General features: G+C 73.0%; 12 protein-coding genes and 1 pseudogene. 8 read left to right on the forward strand and 5 right to left on the reverse strand.

Going from position 1 to position 13,630, the window contains the following annotated elements; translation table 11 throughout:
* Nucleotides 1-147 precede the first annotated feature (147 nt).
* The 4 genes from OTB19_RS39070 (at nucleotide 148) to OTB19_RS39085 (ending at nucleotide 5,986) form a co-directional block, all read left to right on the forward strand.
* Entirely contained in the window at nucleotides 148-1,560 is a 1,413-nt protein-coding gene (locus tag OTB19_RS39070; RefSeq protein WP_267803547.1) for an SWIM zinc finger family protein, read from the forward strand.
* Nucleotides 1,557-4,202 carry a DUF6493 family protein gene (locus tag OTB19_RS39075; protein WP_267803548.1) on the forward strand — a complete coding sequence of 882 codons (2,646 nt, stop codon included), beginning with the start codon at nucleotides 1,557-1,559 and terminating at the stop codon, nucleotides 4,200-4,202. Before OTB19_RS39070 ends, OTB19_RS39075 begins: the two co-directional genes overlap by 4 nt.
* A gap of 138 nt (nucleotides 4,203-4,340) precedes the next feature.
* Nucleotides 4,341-4,955, forward strand: coding sequence for an XRE family transcriptional regulator (locus OTB19_RS39080; protein ID WP_267803549.1), 615 nt, complete (start codon nucleotides 4,341-4,343; stop codon nucleotides 4,953-4,955).
* 98 nt (nucleotides 4,956-5,053) lie between these two features.
* Complete coding sequence (locus OTB19_RS39085; RefSeq protein WP_267803550.1) at nucleotides 5,054-5,986, forward strand: class I SAM-dependent methyltransferase; 933 nt, start codon at nucleotides 5,054-5,056, stop codon at nucleotides 5,984-5,986.
* A gap of 132 nt (nucleotides 5,987-6,118) precedes the next feature.
* Here OTB19_RS39085 and OTB19_RS39090 read toward each other — a convergent pair.
* Both OTB19_RS39090 and OTB19_RS39095 read right to left on the reverse strand, forming a co-directional pair.
* Nucleotides 6,119-6,289: pseudogene (locus tag OTB19_RS39090) on the reverse strand (hypothetical protein); the annotation flags it as partial.
* 185 nt (nucleotides 6,290-6,474) lie between these two features.
* A complete protein-coding gene (locus tag OTB19_RS39095) occupies nucleotides 6,475-6,933 on the reverse strand; it encodes a hypothetical protein (RefSeq protein WP_267803551.1) in 459 nt (152 codons plus the stop codon).
* Nucleotides 6,934-7,625: 692 nt separating this feature from the next.
* Between OTB19_RS39095 and OTB19_RS39100 the strand changes: the two genes are divergently transcribed.
* Together OTB19_RS39100 and OTB19_RS39105 are read left to right on the forward strand one after the other, a co-directional pair.
* Nucleotides 7,626-7,790 (forward strand): hypothetical protein, encoded by a 165-nt coding sequence (locus OTB19_RS39100; RefSeq protein ID WP_267803552.1) that lies wholly within the window; start codon nucleotides 7,626-7,628, stop codon nucleotides 7,788-7,790.
* Nucleotides 7,791-7,965: 175 nt separating this feature from the next.
* Entirely contained in the window at nucleotides 7,966-9,246 is a 1,281-nt protein-coding gene (locus OTB19_RS39105; RefSeq protein ID WP_267803553.1) for a DUF2254 family protein, read from the forward strand.
* Between the two features lie 73 nt (nucleotides 9,247-9,319).
* Here OTB19_RS39105 and OTB19_RS39110 read toward each other — a convergent pair whose 3' ends face one another.
* On the reverse strand, nucleotides 9,320-10,348 hold the full coding sequence (locus OTB19_RS39110; protein WP_267803554.1) for a hypothetical protein: 1,029 nt from the start codon (nucleotides 10,346-10,348) through the stop codon (nucleotides 9,320-9,322).
* A 140-nt stretch (nucleotides 10,349-10,488) separates the two neighbouring features.
* Entirely contained in the window at nucleotides 10,489-10,917 is a 429-nt protein-coding gene (locus OTB19_RS39115) for a hypothetical protein (protein ID WP_267803555.1), read from the reverse strand.
* 557 nt (nucleotides 10,918-11,474) lie between these two features.
* On the opposite strand from OTB19_RS39115, the gene OTB19_RS39120 reads away from it, so the two are divergent.
* On the forward strand, nucleotides 11,475-12,206 hold the full coding sequence (locus OTB19_RS39120; RefSeq protein ID WP_267803556.1) for a hypothetical protein: 732 nt from the start codon (nucleotides 11,475-11,477) through the stop codon (nucleotides 12,204-12,206).
* 136 nt (nucleotides 12,207-12,342) lie between these two features.
* Here OTB19_RS39120 and OTB19_RS39125 read toward each other — a convergent pair whose 3' ends face one another.
* Nucleotides 12,343-13,083, reverse strand: a complete 741-nt coding sequence (locus tag OTB19_RS39125; protein ID WP_267803557.1) for a class I SAM-dependent methyltransferase — start codon at nucleotides 13,081-13,083, stop codon at nucleotides 12,343-12,345.
* Nucleotides 13,084-13,410: 327 nt separating this feature from the next.
* On the opposite strand from OTB19_RS39125, the gene OTB19_RS39130 reads away from it, so the two are divergent.
* Entirely contained in the window at nucleotides 13,411-13,572 is a 162-nt protein-coding gene (locus OTB19_RS39130; RefSeq protein ID WP_037792689.1) for a hypothetical protein, read from the forward strand.
* The last annotated feature ends 58 nt before the right edge of the window (nucleotides 13,573-13,630 follow it).

Genomic DNA, 13,630 nt, shown 5'->3' on the forward strand with positions numbered 1-13,630 from the left:
ACCTGGCCGGAGCCATGAAGAACGGGCCCGGCAGCCGGACGGTACAGCCGGAAGACAACCCAGCAGGGTGTCAGTCAGTGGCAGAGCCACGACCACCGGAACCCGCTACGAGTATCAATGTCAGTGGTCTCACCTAGCGTCTCGGACATGACGCGAACCGCACACACCTTCGCCTACGCCCGCCCCTCCTCCCTGACGTCCGCCGCAGCGGGGCAGGCCCTCAACCTGGAGACGGCGGGAGGTCTGACGCCGACCGGCGCCGACGCCCATCCGCAGTTCTTCTCCGGGTTCCTGAGCGCCCCCCAGGCGGCGGCGCGGGCGTTGCTCGCCGTCGCGGACGTGGCCTCGGCCCGCTACTACCAGCGCACCCTGCGCGCGTCCCTCGACCCGGTGGTCACGGGCAACGGCGACCGGTTGCGGTTCGAGTCCTTCTCCGGGTGCTGCGGCGTGTACGCCCGGCTGGACGTGCTGCCCGACGGTCTGCGCGGCGCCGACACCGGCCACGGCACCACCAACGTGGACGTCAACAACCCGCTGCGGGAGGCGCTGTCCCGCCTCGCCGGGGACGATCCGCTGCACCTGCGGGTCGGCCCCGACGAACTGGCGGTGACCACCCTCGACGGCCCCGTCGTCGAGAAGAAGGTCCCCCTGCCGGACCGCTGGCTGCGCGGCTTCGCCGAGGCCCAGGCCGTCACCACCGGCTTCGACCTCCGCGCCGAACTGACCGCCGCCGAGACGGCACGCTTCCTGCGCTCCCTCCCGCGCACCGCTGCCGGCGGCGGAGCCGCGAGCGCCGCCCTGTGGGTGGTCCCCGCCGGCCGTACGCTGCGCCCCACCACCCGACCGGTTCCCGGCGCGGTCTGCCTGCCCGGCCCCGAACGTCTCGCCGCCTTCCAGCGCGTGCTGCGGTACGCCACCGCCCTGCGCGTGTACGGACCCGCGGCGGACGGCGCCAACCCCACCGCGTCCGCGTGGGAAGTGGGCCTGCCCGGCATGCGGCTCACCCTCACCCTCTCCCCGCAGGCCGCCCGCGGGTTCTCCGGCGAGGGCGGTGTCCTGGAGGCCCTCGCCACCGACGCGGCGGCCGAGGACGCCGAGCTGATCTCCGTCCTGCTGGCGTGGGAACCGCGCATCGATCCCGCCGACCTCGCCGAGCAGTCGGGCCTTCCGGTGGCACGGGTCCGGGCGGCCCTCACCCGCCTCGGTACGGCCGGTCGGGTGGGCTACGACATCGCCGAAGCGGCCTACTTCCACCGGGAACTCCCCTACGACGCCCGCCGCGCCGAGCGCCACAACCCCCGCCTGGTCGCGGCCCGCGCCCTGCTGGAGGAGGGCGCGGTCACCCTGGAGCGCGCCGGCATCGCCGTCGTGGCCTCCGGCGAACGCCGCTACCAGGTACGCGAGTCGGGCGGCGCCCTCAGCTGCACCTGCCAGTGGTGGGCCGACTACCGGGGCCGCCGCGGCCCCTGCAAGCACGCCCTCGCCACCCGCATGGCCCTGCGCGCCGTCACCTCCACCACCCCGACCTCCACCTCCATCCCCTCCGGAGCCGCACGATGACCGCCACCGCCGACGTCCTCGCAGCCGTACGGACGGGCCGTGTCGGCGCCGTGCCCGGACTCCTCAAGCCGCTCGACGCCGGGCAGCGCCGCGCCCTGCTCGCCGACCTCAAGGGACTGCGTGCCGAACTGCGCGCCTCGGGCTGGGACCGCTGGCAGGAACGGGACCTGATGAGTCCGGCGCTGGTCGTCGCCGGAGCCGGCTGCCACACGGGCGCCGCGGCCGCCGCCGGCTGGATCGGCGCCCGCGACATGCGCCGTTGGCGACAGCACCCCACCAATGTCCTCCTCGACGTCCTCGCCGGCCGGGAACCGCGATGGCTCGGCGACCTCGCCCACCGGCTCGCCGCCCGGGCCGGCACCGCCGCCCAGGACTACCCGCTGATCAGCGAACTCGTCCGACTGGCCGGCTGCCCGATGCCCACCACCGACGGCTGCGTCGAGGGCTGGGCGCAGGCCGTCGGCGCGTCCGGGAACCGGCTCACGCGGGCCCTGCGCGAGGACCCCCACCTCGCCGCGTTCACACCGCGCCTCTTCGAGACCGCCGAACCGGTCGGGTCGTTCGCCTGGCGCTGCGACCCGGACGACCCCCATCACTGGCCCGCCGCGTTGGTCTGCCTCGCCACCGAGGGGCGCCTGGAGCGCGCCGTCCTCCTGAACGGCTGCGTCGCCCGGTTGCTGCGCGGCGGCAAGCCCGCCGAACTCAAGCCCTACCAGGCCGTCCTGCGGGCCCTGCGCCCCACCGAGGAGGAAGAGGCGGAGCGCGCCGCGGACTGGATCGCGATGACCGCCGACGCACCGTCCTCCGTCGCCGGGGACGCCCAGCGGACGCTGGCCCGGCTCGCGGCCGCCGGCCGGCTCACCTCCCCCGTGCTCGCCGAGATGTCGACCGCCGCCCTCTTCCGCCCCGAGAAGAAGCTGGTGCGTGCCCAACTCGTACTGATCCGGCAGCAACTCGGCCGCGACCCGGCCGCCGCACCGGAACTGCTGCCCGCGCTCGGCGAGGCCTTCGGGCACCCGGACACCGACATCCAGGAGCGGGCCCTCAACCTCGCCGCGGCGCACCTCACCGACGACCCCGACCTGCGTGCCGAACTCGCCGACCGGGCCCACCTGCTGAGCCCGACCCACCGCGCCCGGGCGGTGGACCTCCTCGGACCGGCCGCCGCGCCCGCCGAGGACACCGGCCCCTACCGGGAGACCCTGCCGCCGCCCCCCGTCGCGTCCCCGCTCGCACCGGCGCCGGAGACCGTCCAGGAGACCGCGGAGCTCGTCGCGGCGGTCGTCAACTCCCGCACCGCGACTGTCGAGGAGTTCGAGCGCGCCCTGGACGGGCTGGTACGGCACGCCCACCGCGACCGTGCGGCCCTCGCCGAGGCACTGCGCCCCGCGCTGGCGGGCCGCTGGTGGCTCGATCCCGAACAGTCCCGCCACTACACCAGTGAACTGCCCGGCCTGGAACACGTCGCCGCCGCCGTCCTGGACCAGCTGCCGACCGGCACACCGCCCGCGGCCTTCGTGACGTGGCGCTCCGACTGCCACCACACCGGGCTCCACGCCGTCGTCGGCGCCCGCCTGGACGAGGCCGCGCGGCTCGTCACGACCCGACCGCTGCCGTTCCTCCTCGCCACACCCACCGTCGAGACGGGCTCCCTGGACCCCCACGTGCTGGTCGCGCGGCTCGCCGAGTACCGCCGGCTCGGCGCGGAGCCCGCCCCCGTGGACTTCGCCCAGGCCCTGCTGAGGGTCCGCCGCGACGCCGAGGCCATTCCCGGGGCCACCGCCCTCGGCACACCCGAAGGACACCGGCTGGCATCCTGGCTCGGCGCCGCCGGACAACCCGCGCCCGTCACCCGCCGCACCGCGTCCGCCGTGCGGTACGCGTACGGGTCGACCCCCGCCCGCCTCGTCCTGGACACCGGCGAACGCCCCACCGTGCTCGCCGAGTTCCCTGCCCCGTTCCACGAGTCGGCCGGGGCGCGCAAGGCCTCCGAGCGCTGCTGGGACGGAGGCGAGGACGCCCTGCTGATCGCGGTCCTGCCCGAGGGCCGGGAGACCCTGGCCGCCTGGTGGCTCCCGGCCGTCATCTCCTGCGCCGTCCACGAAGGGCGCGACGGGACCGCCGTACTGCCCTCGATCACCGCCGCCGGCGGGCCCGTCGGCCCGGCCCTGCACCTCGCCGTCGCCACCGCGCTCGGCGCCCGCCACCCCGAGGACCGGCTGCGGGCCGTCGACGCGCTCCTCACCCTCGCCGGCCGGGGCGAGCTGGACGCCGCGCGCCTCGGCGAGGACCTGGCCGAACTCCTGAGGATGGGCACCGTCAAGCCCAACCGGCTCGCCGACTCGCTGCGCACCGCCGCCGCGACCGGCGCCCACGCCACCACCTGGGCCGTACTGGCCGCCGCACTGCCCGCGCTGCTCACCGGCACCGGCACCCGCACGGGCATGGGGGATCCGCGCGGCGCCGGAGAACTCCTCGCGACGGCCGCCGACTGCGTGGAGCAGTCCGCGGCGGCCTCGCCGGACCCCGCCGGCCTCGCCGAGGTCGCGGACCGCGGCGGCCGATCCCGGCTGGTCACCCAGTCCGTCCGACTGCGCGACGCACTCCGCCGCAACCGGTCCGTGTCGACCGAGGAGGAGTGACGGCCGCCGCCCACCTCGCTGATCTGCACGTTGTAGAAGACGAGCCGGCCGTACGAACCGCACGGCCCCGCCGTCCTGGAGACGCAGGCACCGTCACGCCATGCGTCCGCCTTGCGGTAGGGGCATACCATCTTGCCCATGACGCAAGACGACGGAGAACTGGACGGCCTGGTCCGCGCGCGCATCCGCGGGCTGCGCGTGGCCCAGGGTTGGTCGCTGGAGGAACTCGCGGCGCGCGCCAACCTCAGCCAGTCGACCCTCAGCCGCATCGAGAACGGGCAGCGACGCCTTGCCCTCGACCAGCTGGTCACCCTCGCCCGCGCCCTGGACACCACCTTGGACCAGCTGGTCGAGAACGCCACGGACGACGTGATCTCCAGCCCGATGATCGACGGCGCCCACGGGCTGATGCGCTGGCCCGTCAAGGCCGACCCGGGCATGACCGTGGTACGCCAACGCATGACCGAACCACCCCCGGACAACCCCGCGCGCCTGCGCGCCCACCCCGGCCGCGAATGGCTCGTGGTCCTCTCCGGCACCGCGATCCTGCTGCTCGGCAATCGGCGCTACCGGATCGAGACCAACCAGGCCGCGGAGTTCCCCACCATGGTTCCGCACGCCATCGGCACCGCGGGCGGACCGTGCGAAATCATGGGCATCTTCGACCGCGACGCCCGACGCGGCCATCAGCGTGCCGGTGCGCGCAGCCCCCGAGGCCAAGGGGCCGAAGGCCCGGACCACCCCTCGGAGTGAACGCCGTTCGTTGCGGTTTCGGCCGGCCACGCGGGCAATGACTTGCGTATCCGGCAAGACCTCATGCCGAACCGGCATGACCGGCCTACGTTGGCCCCATGACGCAACACTCCCACCCCCACGGCCAGGCCCCCCACAGCTCCGCCCCGATTCCCCACACCCACCCCACGCACGACCACGGCGACGGGCACGGCCACATTCAGGATCACGATCACGGGCGCGATCAAGGGCATGACCAGGCGGAGATCCTCGACCTGGACGCGGACGTCCTCGCCGAGCACCTCGCGTCCCTTACGGCGTGGCTGCCGGTCACGGCCGCTCCCCGGCACATCGTGGACCTGGGGTGCGGGACCGGTGCGGGGACCCTCGCCCTCCTGGCCCGCTTCCCCGAGGCGCGGGTGACCGCGGTCGACTCCTCGGCCGCCCATCTGCGGCGCCTGGAGGAGAAGGCCCGCGCCGCAGGGGTGGACGGCCGGGTGCACACCGTTCAGGCGGACCTCGACACGCGCTGGCCCGACCTGGACCGGCCCGACCTGGTGTGGGCGTCCGCGTCCCTGCACCACATGCCCGATCCGCGACGCACTCTGCGGCAGGTCCACGACACTCTCGCGCCCGGCGGGCTCTTCGCCGTCGTCGAACTGGCGGGCTTCCCCCGGTTCCTGCCCGCGGACGCCCCGGAAGACCGCCCCGGGCTGGAGGAGCGCTGCCACGCCGCGAGTGAACGCCGCCACGCCGGTCGGCTCCCGCACCGGGGCGCCGACTGGGGTCCCCTGCTCACCGCCGCCGGATTCGACGTCGAGGCCGAGCGGACGATCACGGTGAACATCGAGGCCACCCCCTCCAACGCGGTCGGCCCCTACGCCCTGAGCAGCCTGCGGCGCGTACGCACCGCCGTCGGTGACCACCTGTCGCCCGAGGACCTCGCCGCGCTCGACCGGCTCCTGGACACCACCGGTGCGCACGGCATCCTCCACCGGCCCGACCTGGCCGTCCGCACCCGGCGCACGGTATGGGCCGCCCGCCGCACCTGAACGACCTCGGCAGCGCCGCACCCGCCGACACGTGGTCCGGTACTCCGTACCGGCCCGCCCCGAGGGATCGGGCCCCGCGTGCAGCCGATCCGCATCCAGGGCGGTGGCCAGTTGGAGGGGGATGGTGTTCGTCGCGACGTTGCCGTGCGCGGGGAACGTCGCCAGGATCCGCCCCGGATCCACCCCCACCCAGTCGCACGCGACCCGGGTGAACGGTACGGACGGCTGGTGCACGCACGCCCGGTCCAGGTCGTCGACCGTCACCCCGATGTCACGCACCGCCCCGCGGACCTTGGCCGGCATCCCGTCGAAGGAGGCCACCAACCGCGCCGAGTCGATCTCCAGCCGACCCATCCGGCGGTGGTTCGCGTAGGGGTTGGGCAGGGTCGCGGCCTGCCAGCCCCACGAGTTCGCGAAGAAGCGGGCCCCCAGGATCCCGGGCCGCCCGCTCGCCGCCACCAGCACGGCCGAACCCATGTCCCCGGTGCTCAGGCTCGGCAGCCCTGAAGAACGCCTGCAACGGCGTCCTCAACGCCCGCGGCCGTGGCCAGTCCGAGGAACCCGCTGCACGCGGCGCTCACGTCCCAAGCCGCCGCGCCGCTCAGGCCGAGACGCGTCGCCAGGTGCGGCGCCATGGCGGGCATCGGCCGGTCCGGGGTGGAGGTCGCCACGATCACGGTGTCCACGGGGGCACCGCCCGCGACGACCAGCGCCCGCCTCCCGGCCTCCAGGGCCAGTTCGCCGGTGGAGACCCCGGGTGCGGCGCGACGGCGTTCGCGGATCCCGGTACGGCGATGCACCCAGGCGTCGTCGATGCCCCAGGCCGACGGGAGTCCGTCGTTGGCGACCACCTCGGCCGGGACGTATCCGGCGAGGCCCTCCAGCACCGCCGCGGGCGGCGCGGGCCGGGTGGCCGAGGGGGTCAACTGGTCTTCTGCGCAGAGCAAGGGGAAAGTCACGCACGTCTCTCAGGAGTGATCTTGGGGGAGCGGCACGACTGTAGGGCGCTTCAAGATCATGGCGAGTGCGGTGGCGCGGCCGAACGGATGTGCGGCACACGCGTCCCGGCGCCATCCGCGCAACTCAGGGGGCGCAAGCGAAGAAACGTTACGGCCGCTCGGCCGTTCGGGTGTCGCCCTGAAGGTTGAATCCGGTACGGCTGTCCAGGTTTCGTGCTGACGCCTCGAAACCGGCCGGCCGTCCCGACCACATCAACCGGCGCGGAGGACACGGGCAACGGCATGGCGCCCCGAACCACGACCGCGCGACCGGCCCCCGTACACATCCTGACCGGCACCCGTACCGACAGCCGTACGGAGCCTGATCAGCCATCAGCCACACACTCATCGCGGTATCCGCCGAGGGACCCAAGTCGTGCCCGGGGCGCGACCTCGCCGGGATCCCCCGCGGTTCGAGCGGAAGGTCCTTGGTGACGCCCGGTCGTTGTGGGATCGTGCCGGGCTGAAGCCCCTTCGTGCCGTTCGGGTGGAAAGGGTCGGTGTCCTCGTTCCGATCGAGCCGCCGGCCGTCGTCGCGCCCCCGACCGCGGGACCGTGTCCACCCGGGGCGGGTCGCCCCCGCCTCCCGGCTCGACCCCGCCACGTCACGTGCCCGCAGCCCGCGTTCGGATGAGGACTCCATGATCAGCACGTCCCTGCCGCCCGGTTACGCCTTCGACAACGACAGCGGGCACGCCCCTGAACAGCACCGCTGCCTGGCTGCCGGATACGACGCGTTCACCACCGCCCGGCTCGCCCGCGGACGGTCATGGGCCACCGCGACTTCCTCGCCACGTCCTGCCTGATGCTCTCGGCCCAGGGTCGGCGCCCGAACTGAACGGCGCCCGCCCCGCCACCTGCCTTGTACCGGCACCGGCACCACACCCGCACCGCCGGTACCGGCCGGGCTCGGTCACCCGGCAGGGCGCCCGGTGCGGCCCGCGATCGACCACCGTGAGACACGACCCTGGAGGAGGCCGGATGCCCGGCTCTGCTGTCGGCCCCGCCCACCCCGAGGCCCGCACACGCCGCCCGCGCGGCGCGCCCTACAGGCGGCCGGCGAACGCCCTGCGCCGTGACCTGGCCCAGTTGTTCTGCGCCGTCGTCGGGCTGCTGCTGGGCCTGCTCGCCCCCCTCGTCACGCTGGGCCCCCAAGTGGCCGCGGGACGGGTGGTCAGCGTGCTGTTCACCATCGGTTTCGGCGTCGTCAGCCTGGTGAGCATCATCTACTCGATGCTGTTCCTGGTCGTGCAGTTCTCCTCGACCATGTTCACGCCGCGCCTCGGCCTGTTCCGGGACGAGCCGATCGTCTGGCGGGCCTTCGCCTTCACCGTCGGCGTGTTCGTCTTCTGCATTACCTCGGGCCTGGCCATCGGCAGCCACGACCACGTCTCCGTCTTCGTCCCCTGCGTCGCCATGATCCTCACGCTGATCGCGCTCGGCCTGATGAGGTCGCTCCAGATGAGGGCCTTCAACTCCATCCAGCTCGGTCACTCGCTGACCGCCATCGCCACCCGCGCACACGACCTGTACGACGGCCTGTACCCACGCCCCTACGACCCGGACGGCACCCCCGCCCACCCGGACCGGGCCCCCGCCCCGCAGCCGTCCGACATCGGCGCGGGCCGCACGGTGGTCCGCTGGACGGGACCGCCGGCCGTGCTCCAGCGGATCGACATGGCCACCCTCGTCGACCTGGCACGGGAGCACGACTCCGCGGTCGCCTTCCACGTGGCCCCGGGCGCGACCCTCACGGCCGGCACGGTGCTCGCCGAGGTCACGGCGGACGGCCCGACCGATGCGGCGCTGCGCGCGGCCCTGACGGCGGGGGTCGAGCGGAGCTTCGTCCAAGACCCCGAACTGCCGTTCCGGCTCCTCGCCGACATCGCGCTGCGCGCCCTGTCCCCGGCGGTGAACGATCCGGCCACGGCGGTGGAGGCCCTGGACCGGCTCGAAGACCTGCTGACCCGTCTCGCCGGCCGGGATCTGGAGATCGGCGGGTTCGACGACCCCGCCGGACGGCTGAGGGTGAGCGTCCCGGTACCCGACTGGAACCACTACGTCCGCACCGCCGTCGACGACGTGCTCTTCGCCACCGCCGGATCCCCGATGGCCCTGCGCAGGATGCGCGACCTGCTGCGCGGGCTCTCGGAGCGGGTCCCCGAGCGCCGACGTGCCGTCCTGCGCGACCGACTCCAGTGGGTCGAGCGAACTGGCAGCGAGGCGTACCCGCTCGTCTGGACCCCCGCCGAACCCTCCTAGAACCTGTCGCCAGGGCCTTGCCCTCACGCGCTCGCCCCCACCGCTGTCGGCCGTCACCCGGCCCGGTACGCGGCTACTCGGCCCAGTACGCGGCCCGCACCTCCCCCTCCGCGAAGTCCCGGCGCGGCAGACGCAGACCGAGGGACTCCTCCAAGGCGTGGAAGTACAACTCGAACGTGTTGGTCAGTTCGGGGTGGTCCAGCTCGGCACGGCGCAGGGCCCGGTTGAGGAAATCCAACTCGCCGCCCTGCGGGTACGGGGGTTGGCCGTGCTCGTACCAGAGCAGCTCCAGCACGCCATCGTCATCGCCCACACGGCGACCGTTGCGTATGTAGTCGAAGGTGTAGATGGCCTTCGCGGAGGTGGCGCTCAGCCACACGCTCTCCTCGATGCCGAGCGCCGCGTACGCCTCCTTGTCCGCGAAGGACCCCGGAGGCGTGTCGTGGTGCAGCAGGAACGTCCACCCGCCCGCCTGCCCGAAACAGCAGCTCTCCCATCCACGGTCCCGGTGGGTCCTGCCGTCGTCCACGGCCCGGAGGTCCTTCAGGCGCGCACCGGCCGCGACCTGAGCGGGATCGGCCCCGTACAGCAGGGCCAGCCGCTCGGCGTCGACGGTCCGCCCGGGAGCCGCGCGGAAGAAGGCGAGCGTGGTGTACGGATCCTGCTCACGCCAGGACCCGGCTATCCAGGCGAACCCCTCCAGCGGTTCCCGCCCGCACGGCTCGACCGTCCCCGTGTCGTCCGGGCCGCCGGCGCGGAACCGTCTGCCCCACTCCGGATCGATCCGGTCCAGCGCGTCGGCCACCTCTTCCAGGCTGCCGCCGCGCCGCCGCATCGCGGCCTCGCCGATCAGGTAAAGCACCTGTTCGAGGTCGCGGGTGGCGAAGAGCGCCCGGTCGGGACCGTCATGGCCACGTACCGTGCCGTTCTCGTCCAGCAGCAGGCACAGGCCGCCGTCCTGCGCCTCCTCGGCGCGCTCGGCCCAATCCTCCAGCTCGTCGTCCGAGGACACCACGGGCGGCAGCCCGACTCCGTCGAGCAAGGTGTGCCGGGAGGCCCTGCGCTGCCAGGCCTCCGCAAGTGTCCGCTCGGTGATCTCCATGGTGCCAAGGTAAAAGGCGGCACTGACAACCGGCCGACCCCGCCGCCCGGTTCACCGCTCGGCCGGCCGGCCGACGGAGGCCGGCCGGACCGCCCTGGGTCGGCCGGCCGGACGCCGGGGTCACCGCCGTGATGACGTCGTCAGCACTTGAGACGGGTCGTCGCCGCGCTCGTGGCGTCGTCCAGCTTCTGGATCTGCGGCTGGAGCTGGGTCATCGCGTTCTGGCCCGTGGTGTCGCCCGGCAGGGACTCGTACGACTTCTTCAGGTCCTCGGCGGCGCTCTTGATGGCCGAGGCCTCGGCTTCCTTGAGTTGCTTCGTGTTCTCCTTGACGTTGTTCCAGTCGTCCTGGACGGCCTGAACGGCGTCCTTGATCTGGTCCTTGGTCGCGGACGACGGGTTGAGTGCTTTGAGTTTGGCGTTGTCGGCCTTGAGCCCGGTGAGATTGCTGCACAGCTCACTCGCGGCCTTGGTGGCCTCCTCCGCGGGGGAGCTGCTGTCGTCGGAGCAGGCGGTGAGACCGAAGATCGCGGTGGCGCAGAGTACGCCGATCACGGGAAGACGCTTCATGGGAACTCCTCAAGCGAGATGGCGCCGGTACGGATCCACACGGAACCCATCACCACATACACACGCCAGAACACCTTCCGCACCCGGACACTCGCCCATTCGGCTCCCGCACGAACCCCATGTGGTCCGGCCCGGCCGGCTCGACCCGGGGTTCGACCCGGGGCGCGAGCGGAGGGTCGGTCGGGATCCGCACGGGAGCCCGACCGTGGCGCCCCGCTCGTCCCCGCTCTGCGGCATGATGACCGCCGTGAACACCGAGATGCCGATGGACGGTCGAACCGCAGCACGAGGCGGCGGATGACGGTCGGCGCCGCGGGAGGCCGCCGGGACGTCGGCGCCGGGAGCGCGACGCCCGGGACGGCCTGGCAGCCGCCCCGGCGATCCCGGCGGCGACGGCGGACGCTCCGTGCCGACCACCGACCATCGACCACCGATCGCCGACCACCGACCTTCCGGATCGCGCCGCAGGGGAGCGCAGCCCGGGTGTCGGACGTTGGACCGTCGAAGGGAACGATCTCGTTGGACACACCGCACCACCCGAACGATGAGGAGGACCGATGAGCACGGCCGATGAGGGACGGCAGTGGCCGGACGAGGCCAGTGTCGACAACGCGAGGACGACGCTGCTGCAGCTCCTCGCGCGGGCGGGGGTCCCTTCCGGCGACGCACGGGAACTGATCGGGCTCCTGGAGGCGGGCGCGCTGGCCCTCGCGCACGAGGAGCTGAGCGGCGCCGGCCGCAGCGCGCCGGGGGACAAGGGCGAGGTGTACGAATCGGGCTGGCTCGACGGCGCCCGGGACCTCCTGGAGGAACTCGGCGACGTCGCCGAGCGGACCCTGCTCCGGGTCGTGGGGCCCGACGGGCTGCCGGCCCAGGCCGAGGAACGCCCACGGCCCGGGCGCATGGAGGTGGAACGGGCGCGGGTGGCGCTCACCCCCCTGTACCTGTCGTACACCGCGGTCTCCGAGCTGGACCCGGAGGTCACCGACGACGTGCTCGCCGCCGTACTCGCCACGATGACCCCCCGCCAGCGCGCCGCGTACGCCGGGCGCCTGACGGCATTCGTCGCGGCCCACAGGGCCCGGCTGGAGAGACTGTTCGCGGCGTTCGGGCCCGGCAGCGCCATCACGGTGCACGGCCGCTACTCGCTCGTCCACTCCGTCACCAGCATCGCCGTACTGGAACGGCTCCTCGTCGCCCCGCAGGCGCTGCGGGAGGAGTGGGACGCCGCGGAGCTGCCGCCCGCGTGGCTGGACGGCCTGACGACCGCCTGGAACGCCCCGAGCTGAGCGCCGCCCCGGCCCGACGGCTCGTTCGAGTGTTCACCCGGGTGCTCGTTCGGGTGCCCGTTCCGGTGCCTGTTCGGGTGCACCGCGAGGGCCGGGTCAGGGCAGACGTACGGGTGGCGGTCAGCCGGACGCCCGGTCAGGCGCGGCAGCGCAGCATCTCCAGCGGGGGATTGGCGTGGAAGTCCGCCCAGAAGTCCGCACCGAACTCGCGCACCCCGGACTCCGACACCGTCACCGGGACCCAGGTCACCTCGCTGAATCCGGCCGCCCTCAGGCACTTCTCGTAGACCTCCCGGCGCGGGAGGTTGGCGACGAACGAGACGGGCGGGTCGAGCAGTGCCGTGGTCCGCACCTGCCGGCCGGTCTCGACCTCCTTGCCGGTCAGCTCGGTGTGGAAGCCGTACCTGTCCGGCGGCGGCCCGTCGAAGCGGAAGTCGGGCGACTGGTTGAGCCCGAAGAACTCGCCGCCGGGCTTCAGACTCCGGTACGCGTTGCGGCACATCCGCTCCGTGGTGGCGATGTCCGGTGCGTAGTTGAGCAGTTGGACGGCGAGGATGATGTCGAAGCTCACGTCGAAGGTCCGCAGGTCGGCCACGTCACCGACCTCGTAACGCACACCCAGCGGATCGCTCTCCTCCAACTGCTGTGCCACGGACACCATTTCGCCGGAGATTTCGATTCCGAGCACCTCCGAGGCGCCACGCCGCCTGAACTCCCGGCTGTAGAAGCCCGTGCCGGAAGCCAGGTCGAGGACCGACTTGCCGCGTACGTCCCCGACCATGGCCAGGAAACCGGGCACCACCGCGTACTGCTCCAGCGGCAGGGCCTTGAAGCCCTCGTACGCCTCGCCGATCTGGTCGTACTGTTGTGTGCTCACAGTGACGTCATCCCCCCACACTTCGTCATGCGTTCGTTCGCGGGCCACCCCCGTACCGGGCCACCCCGCGGCTCTGGCGGGAAGTCTTGCGCACCCCGACAGAGCGTCCGTATTGGCAAAAACCACAAGTTGCGGGCATCGTCCCGGTCTGACGAACGGACAGGCATCCCCGTCGTCACCGGCCCCGTGGGCGCGGCGTTCGGTGGATCAGTGCTTGAAGGTGTCCTTGACCTTCTCCTTGGCCTGGCGGGCATCGCCTTTGGCTGGAAAAGGTCGGGGTGTGAGACCCGGGATCACGGGCAGTAGGCGCTTCGGAGGTTGATAATCATGGTTCCCCTGCTTCTTGTTCTTCTGCTCGCTCTGATTCTCTTTGGTGCCGGTTTCGCGGTGAAGATCCTTTGGTGGGTCGCGATCGCGGTACTGGTGCTGTGGCTGATCGGATTCGTCGCCCGTCCCAAGGGAGGCAGCGGCCGTTGGTACCGCTGGTAGCGGCTCCGGCGCACTGACTCCGGTCCACCGTCTCCGGCGTACCGGATCCCGTGTACGG

The sequence above is a fragment of the Streptomyces sp. H27-H5 genome, assembly GCF_026627505.1.
Lineage (GTDB): Bacteria > Actinomycetota > Actinomycetes > Streptomycetales > Streptomycetaceae > Streptomyces.

Bases quoted from the DNA above. Each gene is read 5' to 3' on its own strand.
- OTB19_RS39070 (WP_267803547.1), top strand. From the start codon at position 148: ATGACGCGAACCGCACACACCTTCGCCTACGCCCGCCCCTCCTCCCTG.
- OTB19_RS39075 (WP_267803548.1), top strand. From the start codon at position 1,557: ATGACCGCCACCGCCGACGTCCTCGCAGCCGTACGGACGGGCCGTGTC.
- OTB19_RS39080 (WP_267803549.1), top strand. From the start codon at position 4,341: ATGACGCAAGACGACGGAGAACTGGACGGCCTGGTCCGCGCGCGCATC.
- OTB19_RS39085 (WP_267803550.1), top strand. From the start codon at position 5,054: ATGACGCAACACTCCCACCCCCACGGCCAGGCCCCCCACAGCTCCGCC.
- OTB19_RS39100 (WP_267803552.1), top strand. From the start codon at position 7,626: ATGATCAGCACGTCCCTGCCGCCCGGTTACGCCTTCGACAACGACAGC.
- OTB19_RS39105 (WP_267803553.1), top strand. From the start codon at position 7,966: ATGCCCGGCTCTGCTGTCGGCCCCGCCCACCCCGAGGCCCGCACACGC.
- OTB19_RS39110 (WP_267803554.1), bottom strand. From the start codon at position 10,348: ATGGAGATCACCGAGCGGACACTTGCGGAGGCCTGGCAGCGCAGGGCC.
- OTB19_RS39115 (WP_267803555.1), bottom strand. From the start codon at position 10,917: ATGAAGCGTCTTCCCGTGATCGGCGTACTCTGCGCCACCGCGATCTTC.
- OTB19_RS39120 (WP_267803556.1), top strand. From the start codon at position 11,475: ATGAGCACGGCCGATGAGGGACGGCAGTGGCCGGACGAGGCCAGTGTC.
- OTB19_RS39130 (WP_037792689.1), top strand. From the start codon at position 13,411: ATGGTTCCCCTGCTTCTTGTTCTTCTGCTCGCTCTGATTCTCTTTGGT.